Annotated in this window: 19 protein-coding genes; 4 read left to right on the top strand and 15 right to left on the bottom strand. The window is 70.9% G+C overall.

The features are described from left to right. Window positions 1-168 precede the first annotated feature (168 nt). The 5 genes from BK819_RS06375 to truB all read right to left on the bottom strand — a co-directional run bounded on the left by BK819_RS06375 (window position 169) and on the right by truB (window position 5,213). Window positions 169-2,313, bottom strand: coding sequence for a DEAD/DEAH box helicase (locus tag BK819_RS06375; protein ID WP_071328399.1), 2,145 nt, complete (start codon window positions 2,311-2,313; stop codon window positions 169-171). A gap of 201 nt (window positions 2,314-2,514) precedes the next feature. Then, window positions 2,515-3,465 carry a bifunctional riboflavin kinase/FAD synthetase gene (locus tag BK819_RS06370; protein WP_071328398.1) on the bottom strand — a complete coding sequence of 317 codons (951 nt, stop codon included), beginning with the start codon at window positions 3,463-3,465 and terminating at the stop codon, window positions 2,515-2,517. Then, on the bottom strand, window positions 3,462-3,899 hold the full coding sequence (locus BK819_RS06365) for a hypothetical protein (RefSeq protein ID WP_083391686.1): 438 nt from the start codon (window positions 3,897-3,899) through the stop codon (window positions 3,462-3,464). The genes BK819_RS06370 and BK819_RS06365 overlap by 4 nt, the downstream gene beginning before the upstream one ends. A 55-nt stretch (window positions 3,900-3,954) precedes the next feature. Continuing rightward, entirely contained in the window at window positions 3,955-4,323 is a 369-nt protein-coding gene (locus BK819_RS06360; protein WP_071328396.1) for a hypothetical protein, read from the bottom strand. Further along, a complete protein-coding gene (gene truB / locus BK819_RS06355) occupies window positions 4,320-5,213 on the bottom strand; it encodes a tRNA pseudouridine(55) synthase TruB (RefSeq protein ID WP_071328395.1) in 894 nt (297 codons plus the stop codon). The genes BK819_RS06360 and truB overlap by 4 nt, the downstream gene beginning before the upstream one ends. 52 nt (window positions 5,214-5,265) lie before the next feature. On the opposite strand from truB, the gene BK819_RS06350 reads away from it, so the two are divergent. After that, window positions 5,266-6,159: an A/G-specific adenine glycosylase gene (locus tag BK819_RS06350; RefSeq protein ID WP_371259817.1), complete on the top strand. Its 894-nt coding sequence runs from the start codon at window positions 5,266-5,268 to the stop codon at window positions 6,157-6,159. Window positions 6,160-6,163: 4 nt separating this feature from the next. Here BK819_RS06350 and BK819_RS06345 read toward each other — a convergent pair whose 3' ends face one another. The 6 genes from BK819_RS06345 to BK819_RS06325 all read right to left on the bottom strand — a co-directional run bounded on the left by BK819_RS06345 (window position 6,164) and on the right by BK819_RS06325 (window position 14,250). Beyond that, window positions 6,164-8,215 (bottom strand): helix-turn-helix transcriptional regulator, encoded by a 2,052-nt coding sequence (locus tag BK819_RS06345; RefSeq protein WP_071328394.1) that lies wholly within the window; start codon window positions 8,213-8,215, stop codon window positions 6,164-6,166. A gap of 160 nt (window positions 8,216-8,375) precedes the next feature. After that, window positions 8,376-8,801, bottom strand: coding sequence for a 30S ribosome-binding factor RbfA (gene rbfA / locus BK819_RS06340; RefSeq protein ID WP_060923633.1), 426 nt, complete (start codon window positions 8,799-8,801; stop codon window positions 8,376-8,378). 105 nt (window positions 8,802-8,906) lie between these two features. After that, window positions 8,907-11,627: a translation initiation factor IF-2 gene (gene infB / locus BK819_RS06335; protein WP_071328393.1), complete on the bottom strand. Its 2,721-nt coding sequence runs from the start codon at window positions 11,625-11,627 to the stop codon at window positions 8,907-8,909. 94 nt (window positions 11,628-11,721) lie between these two features. Continuing rightward, a complete protein-coding gene (locus BK819_RS16335) occupies window positions 11,722-11,976 on the bottom strand; it encodes a YlxR family protein (RefSeq protein ID WP_083391685.1) in 255 nt (84 codons plus the stop codon). Window positions 11,977-12,037: 61 nt separating this feature from the next. Continuing rightward, window positions 12,038-13,021: a transcription termination factor NusA gene (gene nusA / locus BK819_RS06330; protein ID WP_071328392.1), complete on the bottom strand. Its 984-nt coding sequence runs from the start codon at window positions 13,019-13,021 to the stop codon at window positions 12,038-12,040. A 188-nt stretch (window positions 13,022-13,209) separates the two neighbouring features. Next, complete coding sequence (locus BK819_RS06325) at window positions 13,210-14,250, bottom strand: TIGR00730 family Rossman fold protein (RefSeq protein WP_071328391.1); 1,041 nt, start codon at window positions 14,248-14,250, stop codon at window positions 13,210-13,212. 135 nt (window positions 14,251-14,385) lie between these two features. Between BK819_RS06325 and BK819_RS06320 the strand changes: the two genes are divergently transcribed. After that, window positions 14,386-14,889: a pyridoxamine 5'-phosphate oxidase family protein gene (locus tag BK819_RS06320; RefSeq protein ID WP_071328390.1), complete on the top strand. Its 504-nt coding sequence runs from the start codon at window positions 14,386-14,388 to the stop codon at window positions 14,887-14,889. 18 nt (window positions 14,890-14,907) lie between these two features. Here BK819_RS06320 and BK819_RS06315 read toward each other — a convergent pair whose 3' ends face one another. Together BK819_RS06315 and BK819_RS06310 are read right to left on the bottom strand one after the other, a co-directional pair. Beyond that, window positions 14,908-16,668, bottom strand: a complete 1,761-nt coding sequence (locus BK819_RS06315; protein WP_071328389.1) for a proline--tRNA ligase — start codon at window positions 16,666-16,668, stop codon at window positions 14,908-14,910. Between the two features lie 39 nt (window positions 16,669-16,707). Then, on the bottom strand, window positions 16,708-17,478 hold the full coding sequence (locus BK819_RS06310; protein WP_071328388.1) for an isocitrate lyase/phosphoenolpyruvate mutase family protein: 771 nt from the start codon (window positions 17,476-17,478) through the stop codon (window positions 16,708-16,710). Window positions 17,479-17,556: 78 nt separating this feature from the next. On the opposite strand from BK819_RS06310, the gene BK819_RS06305 reads away from it, so the two are divergent. Next, window positions 17,557-18,972: an RNB domain-containing ribonuclease gene (locus BK819_RS06305; RefSeq protein WP_071328387.1), complete on the top strand. Its 1,416-nt coding sequence runs from the start codon at window positions 17,557-17,559 to the stop codon at window positions 18,970-18,972. 98 nt (window positions 18,973-19,070) lie between these two features. Continuing rightward, complete coding sequence (locus BK819_RS06300; protein ID WP_071328386.1) at window positions 19,071-19,763, top strand: nucleotidyltransferase domain-containing protein; 693 nt, start codon at window positions 19,071-19,073, stop codon at window positions 19,761-19,763. Window positions 19,764-19,853: 90 nt separating this feature from the next. Here BK819_RS06300 and BK819_RS06295 read toward each other — a convergent pair whose 3' ends face one another. Both BK819_RS06295 and ispG read right to left on the bottom strand, forming a co-directional pair. Next, window positions 19,854-20,720 (bottom strand): hypothetical protein, encoded by an 867-nt coding sequence (locus BK819_RS06295; protein ID WP_071328385.1) that lies wholly within the window; start codon window positions 20,718-20,720, stop codon window positions 19,854-19,856. A gap of 13 nt (window positions 20,721-20,733) precedes the next feature. Continuing rightward, window positions 20,734-21,864 (bottom strand): flavodoxin-dependent (E)-4-hydroxy-3-methylbut-2-enyl-diphosphate synthase, encoded by a 1,131-nt coding sequence (gene ispG / locus BK819_RS06290; RefSeq protein ID WP_025103167.1) that lies wholly within the window; start codon window positions 21,862-21,864, stop codon window positions 20,734-20,736. Window positions 21,865-21,874 lie beyond the last annotated feature (10 nt).

Here is a 21,874-nt window from a genome sequence, read left to right as displayed (position 1 = left end):
CGACAGTGCCTGCGATCGACACTAGCGCGCCGCCCCCTCGCGTGGCCATTCGAGCGCGTCGAAAACCGGCGATCTTGACGGCCACGACGAGCGATTCCGTCGAAGTTCGCGCCGCGACAGGATGTCGCGGGCGGAACGACGTTAAGAAGCCGCGTTCTTGACGCCGTCTCAGCGGCCGCCCAGAGCCTCGCGAAGAAGATGCATGAGCGCCGCCAGCTGCACCGACTCGCTCGCCGCCTCCTCCGTCGCCTCGCCGTCCAGGGCGCGGGCCGCAAGGCCCTGCTTCTGGTCGATGAGCTCCGCGATCTTCGTGTCGATCGTGTGGGCAGCGATGATCCGCCACGCCGTGACCGGCTCGTCCTGCCCGATGCGGTGCACACGGTCGATGGCCTGCGTCTGCTCGGCCGCCGTCCACGACAGCTCCGCGAGGACGACGTTCGACGCCGCCTGCAGGTTGAGTCCGACGCCGGCCGCCGTGAGCGAGCACACCGCGATGCCGACCTCGGGGTCGCCGTTGAAATCGTCGATGGCCTGCTGCCGCGCCGTGCTCGTCTGGTCACCGCGGATGGATACCGCGCGGATGCCCGCCGAGGCGAAGTGCGCCTCCGCCTGGTCCATGACGTCGATGTGCTTCGCGAAGAACACGACCTTGCCGACCGACCGCTGCAGCTGCGCGGCGTAGTCGGCCGCCAGGAGGGCTTTGGCCTGGCCGATGCGGCGCACCATGGTGAAGACGTTGTCTCCCCCGGTCCCAGCGGCCTTCGACTCCTCGAGCTCGTTCTGCGCCACGAGGCGGACGATGTCGTCGTCGATCTCTCCCGGCGCGAGTCCTCGGTCGCCCCGCGCCTCGATGATGCGACGGTAGCGGGCGGCCAGCCGCTCCCCCAGTTCGCGCTCGGCCTGGCGGATGCTGCGGCCGAACTCGTCGTCGAGCTGCACCGGCAGATCGGCGACGAGCTTGTCGGGCAGGTCGGCGGCGACGTCCTTCTTCTTCCGTCGCACGATCCCCATCGAGATCACCGCGTCGCGGGCTTCCGGGTAGAAGGCCTTGTCCGCCGGCGTGAGTCCCGTCGCGTCGAGCTTCTCCATGAGCTCGGGTCCGGGCTTCTCCCCATTCGTCCAGCCGAGGAAACGCCAGATGGCGTCGAAGTCCTCGACGTCGTTGATGAGCGGGGTACCCGTGAGGGCGAGCATGAGCGGATCATGCCCCGGGGTGCGCTCACGCACCTGCGCCGCGAGCGACAGCACGTTCTGGGAACGCTGCGACGAGAGGTTCTTGATGAAGTGCGCCTCGTCGACGACCATGCCGCGCAGGCCGATCGACGCGAGCCACGACATGTGACGGTCGAGGATCTCGTAGTTGACGATGAACACGTCGGCGAAGGCGTCGATGTCGTCGCCGTCGCCCTGGATGACCGTGGCACGACGCTGCGGCGTCCACCGCTCGACCTCGCGCGCCCAGTTCATCTTCACGACGTTGGGCACGACGACGAGCAGCGGATAGGCGCCGGCGACGGAGGCCGCGAGCACCGACTGCGCCGTCTTGCCGAGGCCCGGCTCGTCGGCGAGCAGGAAGCTGCGGTGGCCGGCGCGCACAGCCTCGAGGAAACGCGACTGGTGCACCATGACCTCGCGCCCCTTGGGCGAGATGTGGTCGAACTCCGGGGCCGGCGGAAGCTCCATCGAGGCCGCCGCACCGCCCGCGCCGGTCTCGAAGGCCTTGTACAGCGGCCCCATGAGCTCCCAGCCATCGAGGCGGCGGCGGGGCGTGCTGGCCGGTCGCGGGGTCAGGTCGGGCGCGAGGAACGGGTTGGCGAGCTGACGGGCCTCCACCGAGGGCGGGGTGACCTGACGCTCCGCGATGGCCGCGGGCACCACGGGCGTCTGCACGGGCGCCGGGTCGGCGATGATGAGCTCCTCCGGCGGGAGCTCCGCGCCGGACTCGAGCAGCCAGTCGCGCCGCATCCGCTTCGCGACGGGCGACGTGGCCTGGTCTGCTTCGAGCAGCTGGATGAGCGAGGTGTCCCGTGCGGCCGTCTTCGCGAGGATCGTCGCGACGCCGTCGAGGCGCTTGAGCAGCTCGGCACGGGCCGCGTCGGTGATCTCGGGATCGGCCTTCACGCGGGCGCGCTCCTCGCGCACCAGGAAGGCGATCACCTGGAACTTCGTGCGGTTCGTGGGGCCCAGCTTGCCGCGCTGGGACTTCGCCTCGATCTCGCGCACCTTGCGCGCGAGGATCGGTATGAGCGGTGCCTCGTCGTCGCGACGGGACGTCTTCTTACGCCGCGGGGCGGCGGTTGCCGTGGTCGGCATGCTCCTCCTGAGCCTGAAGGGCTCCGGCGCCTCCGGGGAGCCGCGAGCCGTTCTCGTCGTCCGCGTGTGGCGTGAGCCAGGACCGTGCGGACTGTGGATCGGTGTTCCCTCCGGAGCACGCGATGAGTGCGGGACCGGCGGGAGCCTGATCCCATTCTATGTCATCGCGAGCACCGGCCGCAGGAACGCGGCGCCGTCGTGTTACGCGGACACGTCCAGGATCGTCGCGGCCTGCGTCACATCGGCGGCCATCTGGGTCATCAGCTTCTCGATGCCCTCGAAGGCGACCATGCCGCGCAGCCGCGCGACGAACTCCACCGTCACGTCGTGACCGTAGAGATCGAGTCCGGTCTCCCCCAGCACGTGCGCCTCGACCTGCCGCACGAGCACGTCGTCGAACGTCGGGTTCGTGCCCACCGAGATCGCCGACGGATGCCGGATGCCCGTGTCGTGGTCGACGAGCCAGCCGGCGTAGACGCCGTCGGCCGGCACGAACGCATCGACGATCGTGGAGAGGTTGGCAGTCGGGAACCCGAGCTCGCGTCCGCGCTTCAGCCCGTGGACGACGACGCCGCGCACGTCGGGATACCGCCCGAGGGCGCGAGTCGCCTCCACGACATCGCCGGCCATCAGGAGCTCGCGGATCCAACTCGACGAGACCCGGCGGCTCGACCCCGGAAGGTAGACGTCGTCGACGACCTCGACGGTGAAGCCGTACCGGGGACCGAGATCGCGCAACAGGTCGGGGGTGCCCGCGCCCCGGTGTCCGAAGCGGAAGTCGGCGCCCACGAGGACGGTGGACACGTGCAGCGCGCCGACGAGGATATCGGCGACGAAGTCCTCCGCGCTGAGGGCCGCAAGCGTCTCGTCGAAGGTCAGCACGAGGGTCGCGTCGAGCCCGAGCTCGCCCAGGAGCTCCAGCTTGCGGTCGACGGTCACGACGTTCTCGGGACACCGGTCGGGGCGGATCACGGCGAGGGGGTTGCGGTCGAACGTGACGGCGACGGCCCGGCTCCCCGAGGCCGCGGCAGCCTCCTCCAGGCGGCGGATGACGGCGCGGTGCCCCTCGTGCACGCCGTCGAACTTGCCGATGGCGACGACGCTGGGCCCGAAGTCCTCCGGCACCTCGTCCGGACTCCGGAACACGATCACGCGGCGACCTCGACCGGAGGCGCGGCGTCGACGGGCCGGTGCGTGCGCAGCCACCAGATCCCGAAGATCGGAAGGACCAGGGGGATGAAGAGGTAGCCGCGCCCGAACAGCGACCAGACGGTCTCGTGCTGGAAGAGGTCGGGCAGGACGAGGCTGAGCGCGCCGACGACCAGCACACCGGTGAGCTCGAACACGATCGCCACCCACGCGACGGTGTACCAGCCGCGACGACGCGCGAAGACGAGCGCGAGCGTCGCCAGGACGTACACGACCGCGGCGAGCGCCGAGAGGCTGTAGGCCAACGGGGCCTCGTCGAACCGACGGACGATCTGCACGAAGCTGCGCCCGGTGGCCGCCAGCGCCATCACGGCGTAGACGATCACCAGGACACGACCGATACCAGTCATCCGAGTGGAGGGGGCGGTGGAGCTCATAGCGCATTCCATCCTAGAGCCGAGTGGGCTCCGCGGCGTCCGCTCCGGGTGCTCCTCAGGCGACCTGCACGGTCCAGATGACCTGCATGCGCCAGAGCATGATCGCGATCGCGAGGGCGGCCACGCCGAGGACGACCGTGCTCCACCGGCTGCGTTCCATGAGGGCCCAGAGCACCGCGCCCACGGGCAGCAGGGCCGCCGAGACGAGATACACCCAGAGCTCCAGCAGGTCCCCGGTGGGTGGGTTCCCCACGAGCGGCGCGACGATGGCGACGACGATCTGCACGATCAGCAGCACCTCGACGAGAGCGAGCGCTCCGACGGAGAAGTCACTGGGGCGCCGACCGGCGAATCCCGCGCCGAGGCAGAAGAGCCCCGCGGCGAGGGCGACGACGATCTGGACGATCGTGAACCACAGGATCATCGGGAGACCTCCGGCATGTTCATGGCACTCTTCACATCGGCGCCGCGCTTCTCGACGATCCCCACCAGGCCGCCGTCGTCTTCGATGGCGGCCGCGAGCGGGCCGTCCAGCCGCGCAGCGACGCCGGCCAATCGCTTGCCGTGTCGCAGATCACGCGCCTCCTCCGCCGAGACGCGGAGGACGGGGAGGACGCGGCCGGCAGCCTCGCCGGGGGTGAGCACGGGGGCGCCCTCCAGGGCGTCGATCGTCACGGCGTCGCGCACGGCGAACGGGCCGACGCGGGTGCGGCGGAGGGCGGTCAGGTGACCACCCACGCCGAGGGCGGCGCCCAGATCGCGGGCCAGCGAGCGGATGTACGTTCCGGACGAGCAGTCCACGACGACATCGAGGTCGATCGCGTGGTCGTCGCGACGTCGCGCGACGACGTCGAACCGGGAGACGACGACATCCCGCGGTTCGAGGACGACCTCCTCGCCCGCACGGACACGATCGTAGGCGCGGCGGCCGTCGACCTTGATGGCCGACACCGCACTGGGGACCTGGGAGATCGCCCCCGTGAGCGCGGCCACTCCCCTGTCGATCGTCGCGTCCGCGATCGCAGCGAGGGCATCGGGATCCGCGCGGCGCAGTGTCTCCCCCTCGGCGTCGTCGGTGGACGTGACGGCACCGAGCCGGATGGTCGCCTCGTAGGTCTTGTCCGCTCCCACGATGTAGGTGAGGAGGCGGGTCGCGCCCTCGATGCCGATGACGAGCAGTCCGGTGGCCATCGGGTCGAGGGTCCCGGCGTGACCGACCTTGCGGGTCCCGAAAGCCCGTCGGGTGCGGGCGACCACGTCGTGACTGGTCAGCCCGCCGGGCTTGTCGACGAGGAGGATGCCGGGGGTCGCCATCCCTCCAGCCTACCGAGACCGGGAGCGGTACCCGCTCGCCTAGGGTGGAGGGATGGCCGCGCCCGCACCGTCTCCCGCGACGATGACGCCCCTGCACGGCTGGTATGCCGAACACGCCCGCGACCTCCCCTGGCGCCGTCCGGACTTCCACGCAGCCTTCGGTGCCTGGGGCGTGCTGGTGAGCGAGTTCATGCTGCAGCAGACGCCCGTGAGCCGCGTGATCCCGCACCTCGACGCGTGGCTGACGCGGTGGCCCACACCCCGCGCGATGGCGGCCGCTTCTCCGGCGGAGGTCGTGCAGCAATGGGCGAACCTCGGCTATCCACGGCGCGCCCTGTGGCTGCACCGTGCGGCCGTCGAGGTGGTCGAGCGCCACCGCGGCGTCGTGCCGCGTGACGTCGACGCCCTCCTCGCCCTCTCCGGGATCGGCGACTACACCGCCCGTGCGGTGGCCGTGTTCGCGTACGGCGACCGTCATCCCGTCGTCGACACCAACACCCGGCGCGTGCTGGCCCGGGCGATCGAGGGACGAGCGCAACCGGGGTCTCCCTCCCGCCGCGACCTCGCGCTCATGGCCGCGATACTCCCCGAGGACCCCGTCGCCGCATCCGTCATCAACGCCGCGGCGATGGAACTCGGTGCGACGGTCTGCACCTCCCGAGCACCGCAGTGCGAGCGCTGCCCGCTGGCGGACGCCTGCGCCTGGCTCGCGGCCGGCCGGCCCGACACCGGGGATGGGAGGCGACGACAGGCCGCGTACGAGGGATCAGACCGGCAGGCCCGCGGCGCCGTGCTCCGGCTTCTGCGTGCCGCCCCCGCCACGGTCCCGCTCACCGCCGTCCTCCCGGACTGGCCCGACGCGCATCAGCGGGATCGAGCGATCGACTCCCTCATCGCCGACGGGCTCGCGGAAGCCGACGGGGAGGGCCTCTCCCTGCCACGGTGAGCGCTCAGAGGAGCTGTTCGGTGCGATGGGCCAGCACGGTCAGTTCGACGCGGCTGCGGACGTGCAGCTTGGCGAACGCGCGTCCGAGGTGCACCTCGACCGTGCGGACGGAGACCGACAGCCGCTCCGCGATCGCGCGGTTCGCCGTCCCTCCGACCGCGAGCATCGCCACCTCGAGTTCCCGGGGCGTCAGTCGCTGACCCCAGGCGCTCCGGCAGGCGGGCAGGGCCGCCGTCCCGTCCGCCGTGGTCCCGGACGCCTCGAGCCGTTCCCGCCGTCGTCGCACCGCGCGCTCCCAGGCCCGCGCTCCGGCGACCTCGAACAGCCGCTCGGCCTGCGCGAGGTGCCCGCGTGCCGAGACCACGTCTCCGTGCAGCCCGGATCGGACCCCGAGCAGCGCCTCGACCCGCCCTCGGGCGAACGGAGACCGAAGCCGGCTCGCTACCGCCCGCAGCTCCTCCTGGTCCGTGCGCCATGTGGGACCGGCGGAACCGACGACCGCCCGCCGCAACGCCGCGGCGACCTCGCTCTCCGGCGGGCGCACGGTCCCCGGCCGGTATCCCCCCGGCACCCAGAGCACGGCCTCGTCGACTCCCGGCACCGCGAACAGCGGCTGCGGGGCGCCGCGGTCCCGCCACAGCCCCATGGCTCCGACGGCCGCCTCGAAAGACCCGTCCAGAAAGGCCTCGACGGCGCGATCGACCAGCACGTCCGACTCCACGGCGGGAGGGAGCACGTCGGTGAGAGCGCGCGCGATCGGTCCCAGGGCGCCGAGGACGGCCAGGTCGAGCCGTCGCGCCAGCACGACGCCGAGACCGGCGAACGGGATCGCGACGGGCAGCTCCACTGCCGCGTGCCGGAGCAGTTCCCTGGCCGGACCGATGTCTCCGCGCCAGACGAGGAGCAGCACCTCGGTGACGGCGCGGTAGGCCCGCACCACCGGGCTGCTCTCGAAGCCGGGGAACACCGGATCCCCCTCCGCCCCGGGGAGTCCTCCCGTCCGCAGCAGCCGCAGGCCCTCGTCGATGTCGCCCGCGCATGCCGTGTGCAGCGCCGCCGCTACGCCGCCGAGCCCCCCGAGGCCCGCGGTCCCGCTAGCCGGCATGACGTCGCCGGCGAGGAGAGCGCACACCCCCACCACGGCATCACGCAGCGCACGGTCCGTCCCCGCGCGGGAGGCTTCGCGGACCTGGGCGAGCCAGCGCCACTCCGCCCCGCCGTCGCGACGTTCCGCGCACAGGATCGCGACGAGCCCCGCGGATCGTGCCCAGGCCGTGGCGTCGGTATCGGAGCCGGAGGCGAGCCGCCGCGGATCGACAGCGGGAACGTGGCCGTGCCGAAGGGTGCGGGCGGCGAGGTAGGGGCCGAGCGCCCGTACCCGTCGATGCTCCGCGGCGCCCGGGAACAGACCGCTCAGCCACGCCTCGGCATCCGCGGCGTGGCCGCAGGCGAGCGCCGCGCTGCCGGCGAGCACCCGAGCCTCCTCGCCGACGGCGCCGGTCGCGTGCGCGGCGGCCTCAGCGGCCAGGAGCAGCGCGCGCTCGGTGAGCCCCGCGTCGGCCGCGAGGCGGGCGCAGGCCGTCAAGAGCACAGCGGCTCGTCGGTCTCGCACGGCACACGACCGCGCGCGATGCCACGCCGCGCCGGTCCGATCTCCGCGGACGACCGCGACGTCGGCCAGTCGTCTGTGCACGAGCACGACCTCCGCCGGCGACGCGGCCTCGTGCACCTCCACGGCCGTGCGCGGGTCCGTGAGCCGGATGGAGCCCGCGTGGATCGTCAGATGCGGCGCGGCGGCGCTCGCGCGCACTTCCTCCACACTGCGCCCAGCGGCCGCGAGGATCGGTTCCAGCTCGTCCTCCAGCGCCAATACCACCGTGAGCAGGAGCAGCCGGTCGGGGCTCGCCAGCCCTCGGATGCCTGCCCGGACCGCCGCAGACGGCAGCGGCCACGGGAGCCGACTCAGTCCGCGGCGCTGCTCGGGCGTCAGGCCGGCGGCCACCGCGAGGACGGCGTCGACGTCCTCGGGCAGAGAAGCCGCGAGCTGCGCCGCCACGTGCGGCGCGCAACACAGGTCGCGCCGTCGAAGCTCATCCAGCAACGGCTCGACGACGGCAGGCGCGACGAAGAGCCCCGCGGGCGTGCTCGTGGGCTGAATGTCGATCCCCCCAGATCCACCGGTTGTCCCGCCGCGGACCTGAGGGTATCAGACGGGATCAGTCCTCGTCGTCGTCCGACCGGTAGGGGTCGGCTTCACCGGCGTGGGTCGCGGACGAGGCCAGCTTGGCCACCTCCGCGTCGCGCTCCTGCGCCTCGCGCAGCAGAGCGGTGATGTGATCGGCGTTCTCCGGGAGCGCGTCCGGGATGAACTCGAGCGTGGGGACGAGTCGAGTGCTGAGCTGTCGTCCGACCTCGCTGCGCAGCATTCCGGTCGCGGACGTGAGCGCGGCACCGCTGGCGAGGCGCTCCTCCTCGGTACCGAGCACCGTGTAGAACACGGAGGCGTGCTGCAGATCACCACTCACACGCACGTCGGTGATGGTCACGAAGCCGAGACGCGGGTCGCGCAGCCCCTTCTCCAAGCGCTCGGCGAGGATCACGCGGATGCGATCCGCGAGTCGGGCCTGTCGTTCACCAGCCATAGTTCCTTCTCCCACCTCTGTGCATCGCGGCTCCCAGCGAACCGCGGAGGCGGCTGCCCCCTCCCCCGTCACGGGAGGAGGAGGCAGCCGCCGCAGTCGTGCGGATCAGCCGCGCGGCTTCTCCACCATCTCGGTCGTCTCGATCTCGTCGCCGACCTGGATGTCGTTGTACTTGCCGAGGCCGATACCGGCCTCGTAGTCCGTCCGCACCTCGGTGACGTCGTCCTTGAACCGACGCAGCGACTCGATGGCCAGGCCATCGGCGATGACGACGCCGTCGCGGATGACGCGGGCTTTGGCGTTGCGCGTGATCGTCCCCGACCGCACGATGACACCGGCGATGTTGCCGAACTTCGAGGAGCGGAACACCTCGCGGATCTCGGCGACACCCGACTGGACCTCTTCGTACTCCGGCTTGAGCATGCCCTTGAGCGAGCTCTCGATCTCCTCGATCGCGTTGTAGATGACGGAGTAGAAGCGGATGTCCACACCCTCACGCTGGGCGCGCTCGCGCGCCTTCGTGTCGGGGCGGACGTTGAAGCCCACGATGATCGCGTTGTCGATCGTCGCCAGGTTCACGTCGGACTCGGTGATCGCACCGACACCGCGGTGGATGATGCGCAGCTGCACCGAGTCGTCGACCTCGATCTTGAGGAGCGACTCCTCCAGCGCCTCGACGGCACCGGAGACGTCACCCTTGATGACGAGGTTGAGCGACTCGACCTTGCCCTCTTCGAGAGCACGGGTGAAGTCCTCGAGCGAGATGCGCTTGCGGGCCTTGGCCAGCTGGGCGTTGCGCTCGACGGCTTCGCGCTTCTCCGCGATCTGACGGGCCATGCGGTCTTCCTCGGTGACGATGAAGACGTCGCCGGCGCGCGGCACGGAGTTCAGACCCTGCACCTGGACCGGACGAGACGGCGCGGCCGCCTCGACGATCTCGCCGTTCTCGTCGATCATCGCGCGGACGCGGCCGTAAGCGGTGCCCGCCACGATCGCATCGCCCACCCGGAGGGTTCCGGACTGGATCAGCACCGTCGCGACCGAACCGCGGCCCTTGTCGAGCTTCGCCTCGATGGCGACACCGCGAGCGGCCTTGTTCGGGTTGGCGGTGAGGTCGAGACCGGCGTCCGCCGTGAGCAGCACCGCGTCCAGGAGCTCCTGGATACCGGTGTTGGCCCGGGCCGACACGTCGACGAACATGACGTCGCCGCCGTACTCCTCGGCCACCAGACCGTACTCGGTGAGCTGCTGACGCACCTTGGCCGGGTTGGCCTCGGGCTTGTCGACCTTGTTCACCGCGACCACGATCGGCACGTTCGCCGCCTGAGCGTGGTTCAGCGCCTCGACCGTCTGCGGCATGATGCCGTCGTCGGCCGCGACCACCAGGATCGCCAGGTCGGTGACCTGTGCACCACGGGCACGCATGGCGGTGAACGCCTCGTGACCGGGGGTGTCGATGAACGTGATCGCCCGCTCGATGCCCTCGTGCTCGGTCCAGACCTGGTAGGCACCGATGTGCTGAGTGATGCCGCCGGCCTCACCCTCGATCACGTTGGTCTGACGGATCGCGTCGAGAAGGCGGGTCTTACCGTGGTCGACGTGACCCATGACGGTGACCACCGGGGGACGGATCTCGAGGTCGTCCTCGCTCTCCTCCTCCAGCTCCTTCTCGAGGTCGAGACCGAAGCCCTCGAGGAGCTCCTTGTCCTCGTCCTCAGGCGAGACCATCTGGACCTTGTAGCCCAGCTCCTCACCGAGGACCTCGAACGTGGCCTCATCCAGCGACTCGGTGGCCGTGGCCATCTCGCCGAGGTTGAAGAGGATCGTGACGAGGGTGCCCGGCTGCACGGTGTAGCCGGTCAGGGACTCGATCTTGTCGGCGAAGTCCGCGATGGACGCGCCACGACGCATGCGGATGATCTCCCCGTTGCCGCGGGTGACGTTGACGCCACCGACGACCGGGGCGCTCCGCATCTCGAATTCTTGCCGCTTCGCCCGCCGCGACTTGCGCTGCTTGCTCTTGCCACCGCCCTTGCCGAAGGCGCCGGCGGTACCACCGCCGGGACCGCGGCCACGGCCACCGCCGCCACCGGGACGACCGGCGAAACCACCGCCGGGACGGGGACCTGCACCGGGACCGCCACCACCGCCGGGACGACCGGGGCCGCCCGTACGCTGCTGGAACGGAGCACCGGGACGACCACCCTGACCGCCGCGGGGTGCACCGGGTCGCGGCGAGCCGGGACGAGGGGCACCCGGGCGCGGAGCGCCGGGACGGGGCGCCTGCGGGCGCGGGATGTTGCCGGGGGTCGGCCGCTGGCCCATCCCCTGCGCGGAGGCGAAGGGGTTGTTGCCGGGACGAGGACCGGCGGGACGCTGGCCCATGCCCTGCGCGGACGAGAACGGATTGTTGCCGGGACGCGGCGCGCCGGGCTTCGGCGCGTTGCCGTCACCGGAGGACGGTGCGGCCGGAGCCGGAGCCGACGGCTTCGCGGGCGCCGGAGCCTTCTCCGCCGCGGGAGCGGGTGCCGGTGCCGGAGCGGCAGGAGCCGCGGGACCCGGCTTGGGGCCGGGCTTCGGACCGGGGGTGGGCGCCGAGGACTTCGGTGCCGGCTTCGCCGCGGGCTTCGCGGCAGCGGGCTCAGACCCCGCCTTGAGCGACGGGTCGGCCTCGATCGCGGCGCGCAGCTTGCGCGCCACCGGGGGCTCGACCGTCGACGACGGGCTCTTCACGAACTCGCCGAGTTCCTTGAGCTTCGCAAGAGCGACCTTGCTGTCGACGCCGAGTTCGGCGGCGATCTCATGTACGCGTGGTTTACCAGCCACAATTCTCCTGTCTGGGTCGGTCTGCCCAGACAGGGCAGACCACTAGTCGCGGACGGGTCTCATTTCGAGCCGTTCACTTTGTTTCCATAGCTGTTCAGCCTTTGTTTCTTGGTGGGTGCTGTTCGAAGGTCCGTGTGTCCAGCTGAGTGGTCACACGCAGTGCTCTTCCGAAAGCTCGACGCCGCAGAGCGGCTTCCATGCACTCGGGTGTCGGATGCACCCACGCGCCGCGCCCCGGCAGGACAGCACGCTCATCGGGGATGAGAGTGTCGTTCTGGGCAACCACCCTGAGCAGAGTGGACCGGGGAGCACGCGTGCGGCAACCGACGCACGTTCGTACGGGTTCCATCTTACACCTGCGTTCCGTCCGTCCTCGCCGCCGCCGGGCGTGGCGCGAGGACGGACAGGGATCAGTCGAGGACGCTGTCCGGCTGGATGTCGATCTTGGCGCCCGTGAGCTTGGCAGCCAGACGCGCGTTCTGGCCCTCCTTGCCGATGGCGAGCGACAGCTGGTAGTCCGGCACGAGGGCGCGGACGGCCTTGGTGCTCGCATCGAGCACGAACGAGCTCGTGACCTTCGCGGGCGACAGCGCGTGCGCCACGAACGTCGGCAGGTCGGCGTCGTAGTCGACGATGTCGATCTTCTCCCCCGCCAGCTCCTCGGTGACAGCACGCACACGGCGGCCCATCTCACCGATGCAGGCACCCTTGGCGTTGATCGCCGGGTCGTTCGCCTTGACAGCGATCTTGGTCCGGTGGCCCGCCTCGCGCGCGAGCGCCACGATCTCGACGAGCCCCGCGGCGATCTCCGGCACCTCGAGCGCGAAGAGCTTGCGGACCAGACCCGGGTGCGTGCGCGAGACGGTGATCTGCGGGCCCTTGAGCCCCTTGGCGACGCTGGTCACGTAGACGCGGAGACGAGACCCGTGCGTGTACTCCTCGCCGGGTACCTGCTCCTCGGGCGGGAGGATCGCCTCGACGGTGCCGAGGTCGACGTGGATCATGCGCGGGTTGGGCCCCTGCTGGATCACGCCGGCGACGATGTCGCCCTCCTTGCCCTTGAACTCCCCGAGGACGGCGTCATCGGCGATGTCCCGGAGGCGCTGGCTGATCACCTGCTTGGCGGCGAACGCGGCGATGCGACCGAAGTCGTCCGGGGTCGTCTCCTCCTCGCCGATGATCGCGCCCTCGTCGTCGCGGACGACCTGGAGGACGGCGACGTGGCCGGTCTTGCGGTCGAGGTGCACGCGGACACCCTCGGGCGTGGCACCGTCGGGCGAGACGTGCTTGGAGTACGCGGTCAGGATCGCCTGCTCGATGATCGCGACGAGCTCGTCGAACGGGATCGCCTTCTCCTTCTCGATCCCTCGCAGCAGACTCAGTTCGATGTCCATGACGGCCTCCCTATTCAGCTCTCGTCGCGCCCGAATGCACGCGCGACATCCGTACAACGATACCGTGTGCCGCACCCCCGGGCCATCCAGTCCTCGCGGGCACAGGCAGTCCCGCGACACCACGCGCTCCGTGTGCGAGAAGCCTGTCTCCGCGCGGACGCCTGTTGCGTCGTGAGAACCCGCGGGGGTCAGGCCTTCGGCGCGGACGGGAGAGCGTTGAGGGCGCCGATGAGGCGGAAGAGGTTGCCCACCTGACGCTGATCCAGGTGCAGGGCGAGGCGCGGGAGGTCGAGCCGGTCGTCGTCGGCCACCTCCGGGGAACGCGGAGCCGTCCGTTCGATGCGCCCCGAGGACAGAAGCGTCGCGAAGGCGGTGTTCAGCTCCTCGATCTCTGCGTCCGTCGGCTCGGCCTTGAGTCGCAGCACGAGCGTGTCCCCCACCCACCGCAGCGAGTCGTAGTTGCGCCAGAACCCGGTGATCTCGGCCCGGGCCTCCTCGACCGAGTCGGTGATGACGACGCGATCGAAGTCCCCGGGGGAGATCACCCCCATCGGCGCGAGGTGCTCGTCGACGAAGCGCCGCATCCCCTGCCAGAACGATCCGCCCTTCTCGTCGAGCAGCACGATCGGCGTCGGCTCGGCCTTCCCCGTCTGCTGCAGGGTGAGCAGCTCGAACATCTCGTCGAGCGTGCCGAACCCGCCCGGAAGGCAGATGAAGCCGCTCGACTCCTTGATGAGCATGAGCTTGCGGGTGAAGAAGTACTTCATCGCGACGACCTGATCGCTTCCCGCGACGAGACTGTTCGCCCTCTCCTCGAAGGGGAGCCGGATGGAGACGCCGAGCGACAGCGCGGGCCCCGCCCCCTCGGCGGCGGCCTGCATGATCCCGGGGCCGGCGCCCGTCACCACCATCCAGCCGTCGTTCGCGAGCGCCGCGGCGACATCGCGCGCCTGCAGGTACAGCGGGTCGTCGTGGAGGGTGCGCGCGGACCCGAACACCGTCACCTTCGGCACCCCGCGGAACGGGGCGAAGAGGCGGAACGCGTCGCGCATCTCGGCCAGGGCGGCGGAGGCGATCTTGAGGTCGAGGCGGTCGGTGTCGTCCTCACCGAGGAGCAGCGCCGTGCGGAGCATCCGCATCACGAGCCGACGGTCCGAGGACACCCCCGCTTCGTCGAGCACATGGTTGATCTCGTCGCTCAGAGCGGCCGGCAGCGGTTCCTCGGTCATGCCCCCCAGCGTCCCACGCGGCACCAAGGCGGCGGGACGCAACGCCGAGGATCCGCGCGCCCGCGCTCCGCAGCACGGCCGGGACGCGGTGTCAACGCCCGTGCCTTCGGTCGGCGGTGGCGCCACCATGGCGACATGACAGAGATCACCGGACCCGAGGCCCTCGCCCGCATCAAGGAACTCGTGGAGGACATCGACTTCACCATGCTCACCACCACCGACCCGGACGGGAACCTCGTCAGCCGGCCGATGTCGACCAGGCAGATGGACGAGGCGGGTGCCATCTGGTTCTTCACCGCGGAGGACACGGAGAAGGTCGAGGAGGCGCGCCGCCACCATGATGTCGGTCTCGCGTACTGCGACGCCAAGGGCATGCGCTATGTGTCCGTCGCCGGCACCGCCGAGGTCGTCCACGATCGCGCGAAGATGGAGGAGCTCTACTCCCCCTCCCTCGACATCTGGTTCGAGGACGGGCTGGAGACCCCCGGCATCGCCCTGCTCGCGGTCACCCCGGTCGTCGCCGAGTTCTGGGAGCCGGCGAAGGGCAAGGTCGCGATGGCCGCCGGGGCGCTCAAGGCGCTGGTGACCCGAGACACCCCGGACGACGACATCATGAACCACGGCCGCGTCACTTGCTGAGCGACCGGGAGCGCCGGTTCAGCGCGTGGCGGAGAGCCGCTCCACGGCCTCGGCGACCGAGACCGCCTCGCGCTCCCCCGTGCGACGGTCCCAGAACTCGACCTGGCCGTCGGCGGCACCGCGACCGACGATCACGATCTTCGGGACCCCGACGAGCTCGGCGTCGCCGAACTTGACCCCCGGTGACACCTTCGGACGGTCGTCGTACAGCACGTCGAGCCCTGCGGCCTCGAGCTGAGCCGAGAGGTCTTCCGCGACGTCGAAGGCGACCTGGTCGCGACCGGCGGCGACGACCTGCACGTCGAACGGCGCGACCGAGGCCGGCCAGATCAGGCCCTTGTCGTCGTTGTTCAGCTCCGCGATGATCGCCAGGATCCGGGTGACGCCGATGCCGTACGACCCCATGGTGACCGTGACGAGCTTGCCGTTCTCGTTGAGGACCTTGAGGCCGAGCGCCTCCGCGTACTTCCGCCCGAGCTGGAAGACGTGACCGATCTCCATGCCGCGGGCGAGCTCGACCGGACCGGAGCCGTCGGGCGCCGGGTCGCCGGCACGCACGTTCGCGATCTCCACGATGCCGTCCGCCTCGAAGTCGCGCCCGGCGACGACCGAGTGCGCGTGCTTCTGGTCGATGTTCGCGCCGGTGACCCAGCTCGTGCCCTCGCTCACGCGGGGGTCGACGAGGTAGCGGATGCCCGTGGCGGACTCCTCGCCCAGCACGGCACCCGTGGGCGACCACGGACCGATGTAGCCCTTCACCAGCAGCGGGTTGTTCTCGAAGTCGTCCGCGGTGGCGGTCTCGACCTCCGCCGGGGCGAACGCCACCTCAGCGCGCTTCTCGTCCACCTCGCGGTCGCCGGGGATGCCGACGATCACGAGCTCACGGGTGCCGTCGAGGTGCTTCAGGGCGAGGACGACGTTCTTGAGCGTGTCGGCCGCGGTGTACCCGCCGTCGAGCTCACGGTTGCAGTGCGCCACGAGCGTCTCGATGGTCGGGGTGTCGGGCGAGTCGAAGATCACGGGGGCGCCGTCGGCGTCGAACGGGACCGGAGCCGGGACGGGCGTGCTGAAGGCCTCGACGTTGGCCGCGTAGCCGCCGGCGCTGCGGACGAACGTGTCCTCGCCCACGGGGGTCGGGTGCAGGAACTCCTCGCTGCGCGAACCGCCCATGGCCCCCGCGTCGGCCTGCACGATCGCGTACTCGAGGCCCAGCCGCTGGAAGATGCGCTCGTACGCGTCCCGCTGCGCCTGGTAGCTCGCGTCCAGCCCCTCGTCGGAGGAGTCGAAGGAGTAGGCGTCCTTCATCGTGAACTCGCGGCCGCGGAGGAGCCCGGCGCGGGGCCGGGCCTCGTCGCGATACTTGTCCTGGATCTGGAAGATCGTCAGCGGCAGGTCCTTGTACGACGAGTACAGATCCTTCACGAGCAGCGTGAACGCTTCCTCGTGCGTCGGCGCCAGCAGGTAGTCCCCGCCCTTGCGGTCCTGGAGGCGGAACAGCAGATCGCCGTACTCGTCCCAGCGGCCGGTGGCCTCGTACGCCTCGCGCGGCATCAACGCGGGGAAGTGCACCTCCTGGGCACCCGCGGCGGCCATCTCCTCGCGGATGACGGTCTCGATCTTCGCCTTGACGCGCAGACCCAGCGGCAGCCACGCGAAGATGCCCGCCGCCTGCGGTCGGATGTACCCGGCGCGGATCAGCAGCTTGTGACTGGCGACCTCGGCACCGGCAGGATCTTCGCGGAGCGTACGGAGGAAGAAGTTCGAAAGACGAGTGACCACGGCTCAAGTGTAGTGAGCCGCGGTCACCCGCCTCGTCGCTCAGTTGAGGGCCGGGAGTCCCTGCGGCACGACACCGCCGCCGTAGAGGCTCTCGGCGAGCTCCTGCAGAGCCGTGAGCGCCACGCGCTGCGGCAGCGGACCGTAGGAGATGCGGGCCACGCCGAGCTTCTCGTACTCGGAGGCGGCGAGCGCGCCGGGGATGCCGATCACGCTGACCTTGCGCTCGCCGATCCCCTCGACGAGCTGACGGGTGACGTTCGCGTCGAGGATGCCGGGGACGAACACCGCGGTGGCACCCGCATCGAGGAACGCACGCCCGCGCTGGATCGCGTCCGCGATGCTCTCCTCCACGGGGCGCGACCCGGCACGCACGAAGGCGTCGGTACGGGCGTTGAGGGCGAACGGGACGCCCTCGGCCTCCGCAGCCTTCACGATGGCCTCGACGACGGCGACCGATTCGTCGAGCGGCTTGAGGCGGTCCTCGACGTTCGCGCCGACGACGCCGGCCGCGATCGCGAGGCGGGTGGTCTCCCCCGCGTCGCCGTACCCGTCGTCCAGGTCGGCGGTGACGGGGACCGACACGGCCGCCGCGATCCGGCCGACCATGTCGATCATGACGTCACGCGGGGTGTCGCCGTCGTCGTAGCCGAACGACGCGGCGATGCCGTGACCGGCGGTGGCGATCGCCTTCGTCTCCGGCAGCGCGGCGACGGCGCGTGCGGAGACGACATCCCACACGTTCACCACACGGAGGATCTCCGGGGCGTCATAGAGTCCGACGAGGGTCTGGGCCTTGGCAGCAGTGGTCATGTCCCCACGCTAGCGGCCGGTGCGGGCACGCGGGCCGGATGCCCCGGATCGGGGCGGCGGTCGACCTAGGCTGGCGGCATGCCCCAGCGCCGCTCGCATGTCGCCCCCTCCGCCGCCCAGACCGACCTCGCCGCGGCGCTCTCGGCGCTCCGGGAGAACCTGGACACACCGACCGCGTTTCCCGCCGACGTGCTCGCCGAGGCGGAGGCGGCCTCGGCGACGACCCCGGATCTCGACCTCACGAACATCCCGTTCGCGACCCTCGACCCGACGGGCGCCCGTGACCTCGACCAGGCCTTCCACCTCGAACGCGACGGCGACGGCTATCGGGTGCGGTACGCCATCGCGGACGTGCCGGGTTTCGTCACCCCCGGTGGTGCCGTGGACGCGGAGGCCCGCCGACGGGGACAGACCCTGTACGCCGCGGACGGCACGATCCCGCTGCATCCGCCGGTGCTGAGCGAGGACCGCGTCTCCCTGCTCCCCGATGTCGACCGTCCCGCACTCGTGTGGACGTTCGCGCTGGACGCCGCGGGCACCGTGACCGACTTCCGGCTGGAGCGCGCCCTCATCCGGTCCCGTGCTCAGCTCGACTACGCCTCCACCCAGGAGGCGCTGGACCGGGGCGACGGCGGCCACGCGGCGCTGCTGCCGGAGATCGGTGCCCTCCGCCTCGAGCAGGAGCGCCGAAGGGGCGGAGCCAGCCTCAACGTCCCGGACGAGGAGGTCGTGCGCACCGAGGACGGCTCCTACGCGATCGAGCGTCGTAGCCCGTTGCCCGTCGAGGAGTGGAACGCGCAGCTGTCGCTCATGACCGGGATGGCGGCCGCGGCGCTCATGATCGACGCGGGCGCCGGCATCCTCCGCACGATGCCGGAACCCGACGAGACGGTTTTCGCGGCCTTCCGGCACCAGACGGAGGCGCTCGGGCGGCCATGGACCGGCGGCACCTACGGCGAGTACCTCCGCGGCCTCGACCGCTCCGACCCGATGACCCTGCCGGTGCTGGAAGCCGCCGCCTCGCTGTTCCGCGGTGCCGGGTACCTCGTGTTCGACGGGGAGCCGCCCGCCGACGCCGTGCAGGCCGCGATCGGAGCCCCGTACGCGCACGCGACCGCTCCCCTCCGGAGGCTCGTCGACCGCTGGGTCCTCACGATCTGCCTCGCCGTGTCGACGGGACAGCCGGTGCCGGAGTGGGTGCGCTCCTCCCTCGGCGACCTCCCCGCGCTCATGCAGGCCTCGGGCCGACGGGCGTCGCAGCTGGACGCGGACACCGTGAACCGCGTCGAGGCCGCGCTGCTCACACCTCTGGTGGGACAGTCGGTCGAGGCGACGGTCATCGAGCTCCGAGGCGAGCGGGCTGCTGTCCAGATCGCGGAGCCTGCGGTGACGACGACCGCGCCGGTGACCCCCGACACGAAGCCCGGCGATGTGGTGCGGCTGCGCGTCGTGCGCGTGGACATCGCCGCGGGCGAGATCGAGCTCGCCGTCTGACTCCGCCGGGTCAGGCGAGGACGCCGGATCAGGCGCTTACCGGCACCAGAGCCTGTGTCGCCGCGATCGCCTGTGTCCCCGCCGGATACCCTGTCGAGATGGATCAGGCCGAGCGCGTCGAGCGCTTCCTCGTGGAGCGGTATCCGCGCGCACGCACCGCGATCGTCGCCGGGAGCACGGCCCGCGACGAGCGCACGCACACGAGCGACATCGACCTCCTGCTCATCGACGACGACCTCTTCGCCGACGACGCCCAGGCGAGCGAGGCCGCCACCTTCGAGTTCGAGGGCGAGATCTTCGAGGTGTTCGCCTACACGGCGGCAGGGTTCGAGACATGGGCGAACCGCGGCGTCGCACAGCACCGACCTGTCATCGTGCGCATGCTCGTTGAGGGCGTGCCTGTGCGCTCCGGGCCTGGGCTCGACGACCTGCGGGCCCGGTGGGGCGCCGTGCTCGCCGCCGGCCCCACAATGGAAGACCGCGAGTCACGGTTCCGGCGGTACGTGATCACCGATCTCCTCGACGACCTGGGCGACGCGACGGATCCTCTCGAACAGCGCGTGGTCGCAGGCCTGCTGTTCGAGCGCATGGCAGAGCTGATGCTGCTGGCCGACGGGCAGTGGATCGGCTCCGGGAAGTGGCTCCCCCGACGTCTGCGCGCGTGGAGTCCCGAGCGCGCGGAGCAGCTCAGCGCTCCGCTGCTCGCCGGAGACATCCCGGGGTTCGCGGCGCGGGTCGGCGAGGAACTGGAACTCGCGGGGGGTCGGGTGCAGGCGGGGTTCGAGCGCTGACCACGTCGCGGGAACAGGCAGTCACGCGACAACAGGCGACACCGGCGACTGGCGCCTGTCCTCGCGCGAGCGCCTGAGGCGGGCGACAGCTCAGGCGGCGGGAGTCGCGGTCGTCGTCATCACGAGGAGCTGCGGGTCGGACAGATCCAGGGTCACCGTGATGGCGGCGAATTCCGCGAGGGAACGGACGTGGGTGCCGCCACAGAGGATCACGGCTTCACCCTCGGGGAGGTCGCAGTGCCAGTGCCGCCGGTCGACGATGGTCGGTCCGTCCACCTCGATGCGGCTCGCGGCAGCGGAGGCGACCCACGCGGCGAGCTGCGCGTTGATGCGCTGCTCACGGTCCGTCAGCGTGGCCGCGAATGTCTCGGTGTCGAAGCCCGCGCGGCGCAGGCTCTTGCCGAGCCGGTACTCGTCGACCGCACCGCCCTCGTGGATGCGGCTGGACTGGTTCGCGCGTCCCTCGAAGTCCGGGTTTCCCAGCGCATCCTCCCCCGGGTCCTTGCGCCAGAGGTCGGCGACCGCGAGATCCAGGGCGAGGGAGGCGAGGTGGCACGCGGTGTGACCGCGGCTGAGGCCGGCACGATGTGCCCCGTCGACCGAGAGCACCACGCGAGTCCCCTCTGCGAGCCACGCCGGCGCCGCGTCCTCCAGCCGGTGAGCGACCAGCCAGGTCCAGCCCTCGGTCCCGCGCTTGACAGGAATCGCGCTGCCCACGGCGAACTCGCCGTCGTCCGAGACCGCAGCCATGAGCGCCTCGGTCACGCGGACGGACCCGTCCTCGCCGGAGATCGCGCCGGCATCGCCGGGCTGATCGGGCCAGGTGTGATCGACGGGGTGGAACGGGGTGCCGTCGACGACGATCACCGTCCCGTCCGCGTCGTCCGTCACACGGGTCACGACGGCGTCTCCGCGGAGGCTGCCGTCCGGGAAGGTGACGATCGTGGGCGTGGGCATGGCGCTCCTCGGATCAGGCGGTGACGACCTGGGCGGTACCGAGCGGAGCGTCCGGTCCCATCTCGGCGGCGATGCGGTTCGCCTCCTCGATGAGCGTGGCGACGATGTCGGCCTCCGGGACGGTCTTGATGACCTCGCCCTTGACGAAGATCTGTCCCTTGCCGTTGCCCGATGCGACGCCGAGATCGGCCTCGCGCGCCTCGCCCGGACCGTTCACGACACAGCCCATGACCGCGACGCGCAGCGGCACCGTCATCTCCTTGAGCCCCTCGGTGACGTCTTCCGCGAGCGTGTACACGTCGACCTGCGCCCGACCACACGACGGGCACGAAACGATCTCGAGCTTGCGCTCCCGGAGGTTGAGGGACTGGAGGATCTGGTGACCGACCTTGACCTCCTCGGCCGGCGGGGCGGACAGCGACACGCGGATGGTGTCGCCGATGCCCTCCCCCAGCAGGATGCCGAAGGCGGTCGCGCTCTTGATCGTGCCCTGGAAGGCCGGGCCCGCCTCGGTCACGCCGAGGTGCAGCGGCCAGTCGCCCCGCTCGGCGAGCTGACGGTAGGCCTTGACCATGACGACCGGGTCGTTGTGCTTGACCGAGATCTTGAAGTCGTGGAAGTCGTGCTCCTCGAACAGCGACGCCTCCCAGACCGCGCTCTCGACCAGGGCCTCCGGCGTGGCCTTGCCGTACTTCTCGAGCAGGCGACGGTCGAGCGAGCCCGCGTTCACGCCGATGCGGAGCGAGACGCCCGCGTCCTTGGCGGCCTTCGCGATCTCACCGACCTGATCGTCGAACTTGCGAATGTTCCCCGGGTTGACGCGCACGGCCGCGCACCCGGCGTCGATCGCCTGGAAGACGTACTTCGGCTGGAAGTGGATGTCGGCGATGACCGGGATCTGGCTCTTCTTCGCGATGATGTGCAGCACATCGGCGTCGTCCTGCGAGGGAACGGCGACGCGCACGATCTCGCAGCCCGAGGCGGTGAGCTCCGCGATCTGCTGCAGCGTCCCGTTGATGTCGGTCGTCTTCGTCGTCGTCATCGACTGCACGCTGACGGGCGCATCGCCGCCGACGAGCACCTTGCCCACCTTGATCTGGCGGGACTTGCGACGCGGGGCGAGGACTTCGGGGACCTTCGGCATCCCAAGATTC

It is taken from the genome of Microbacterium sp. LCT-H2 (assembly GCF_001866135.1).
In the GTDB taxonomy this organism is placed as follows: Bacteria; Actinomycetota; Actinomycetes; order Actinomycetales; family Microbacteriaceae; genus Microbacterium.
Note: the sequence above shows the minus strand (reverse complement) of the source record. Positions and strands in the feature narration are given on the sequence as shown.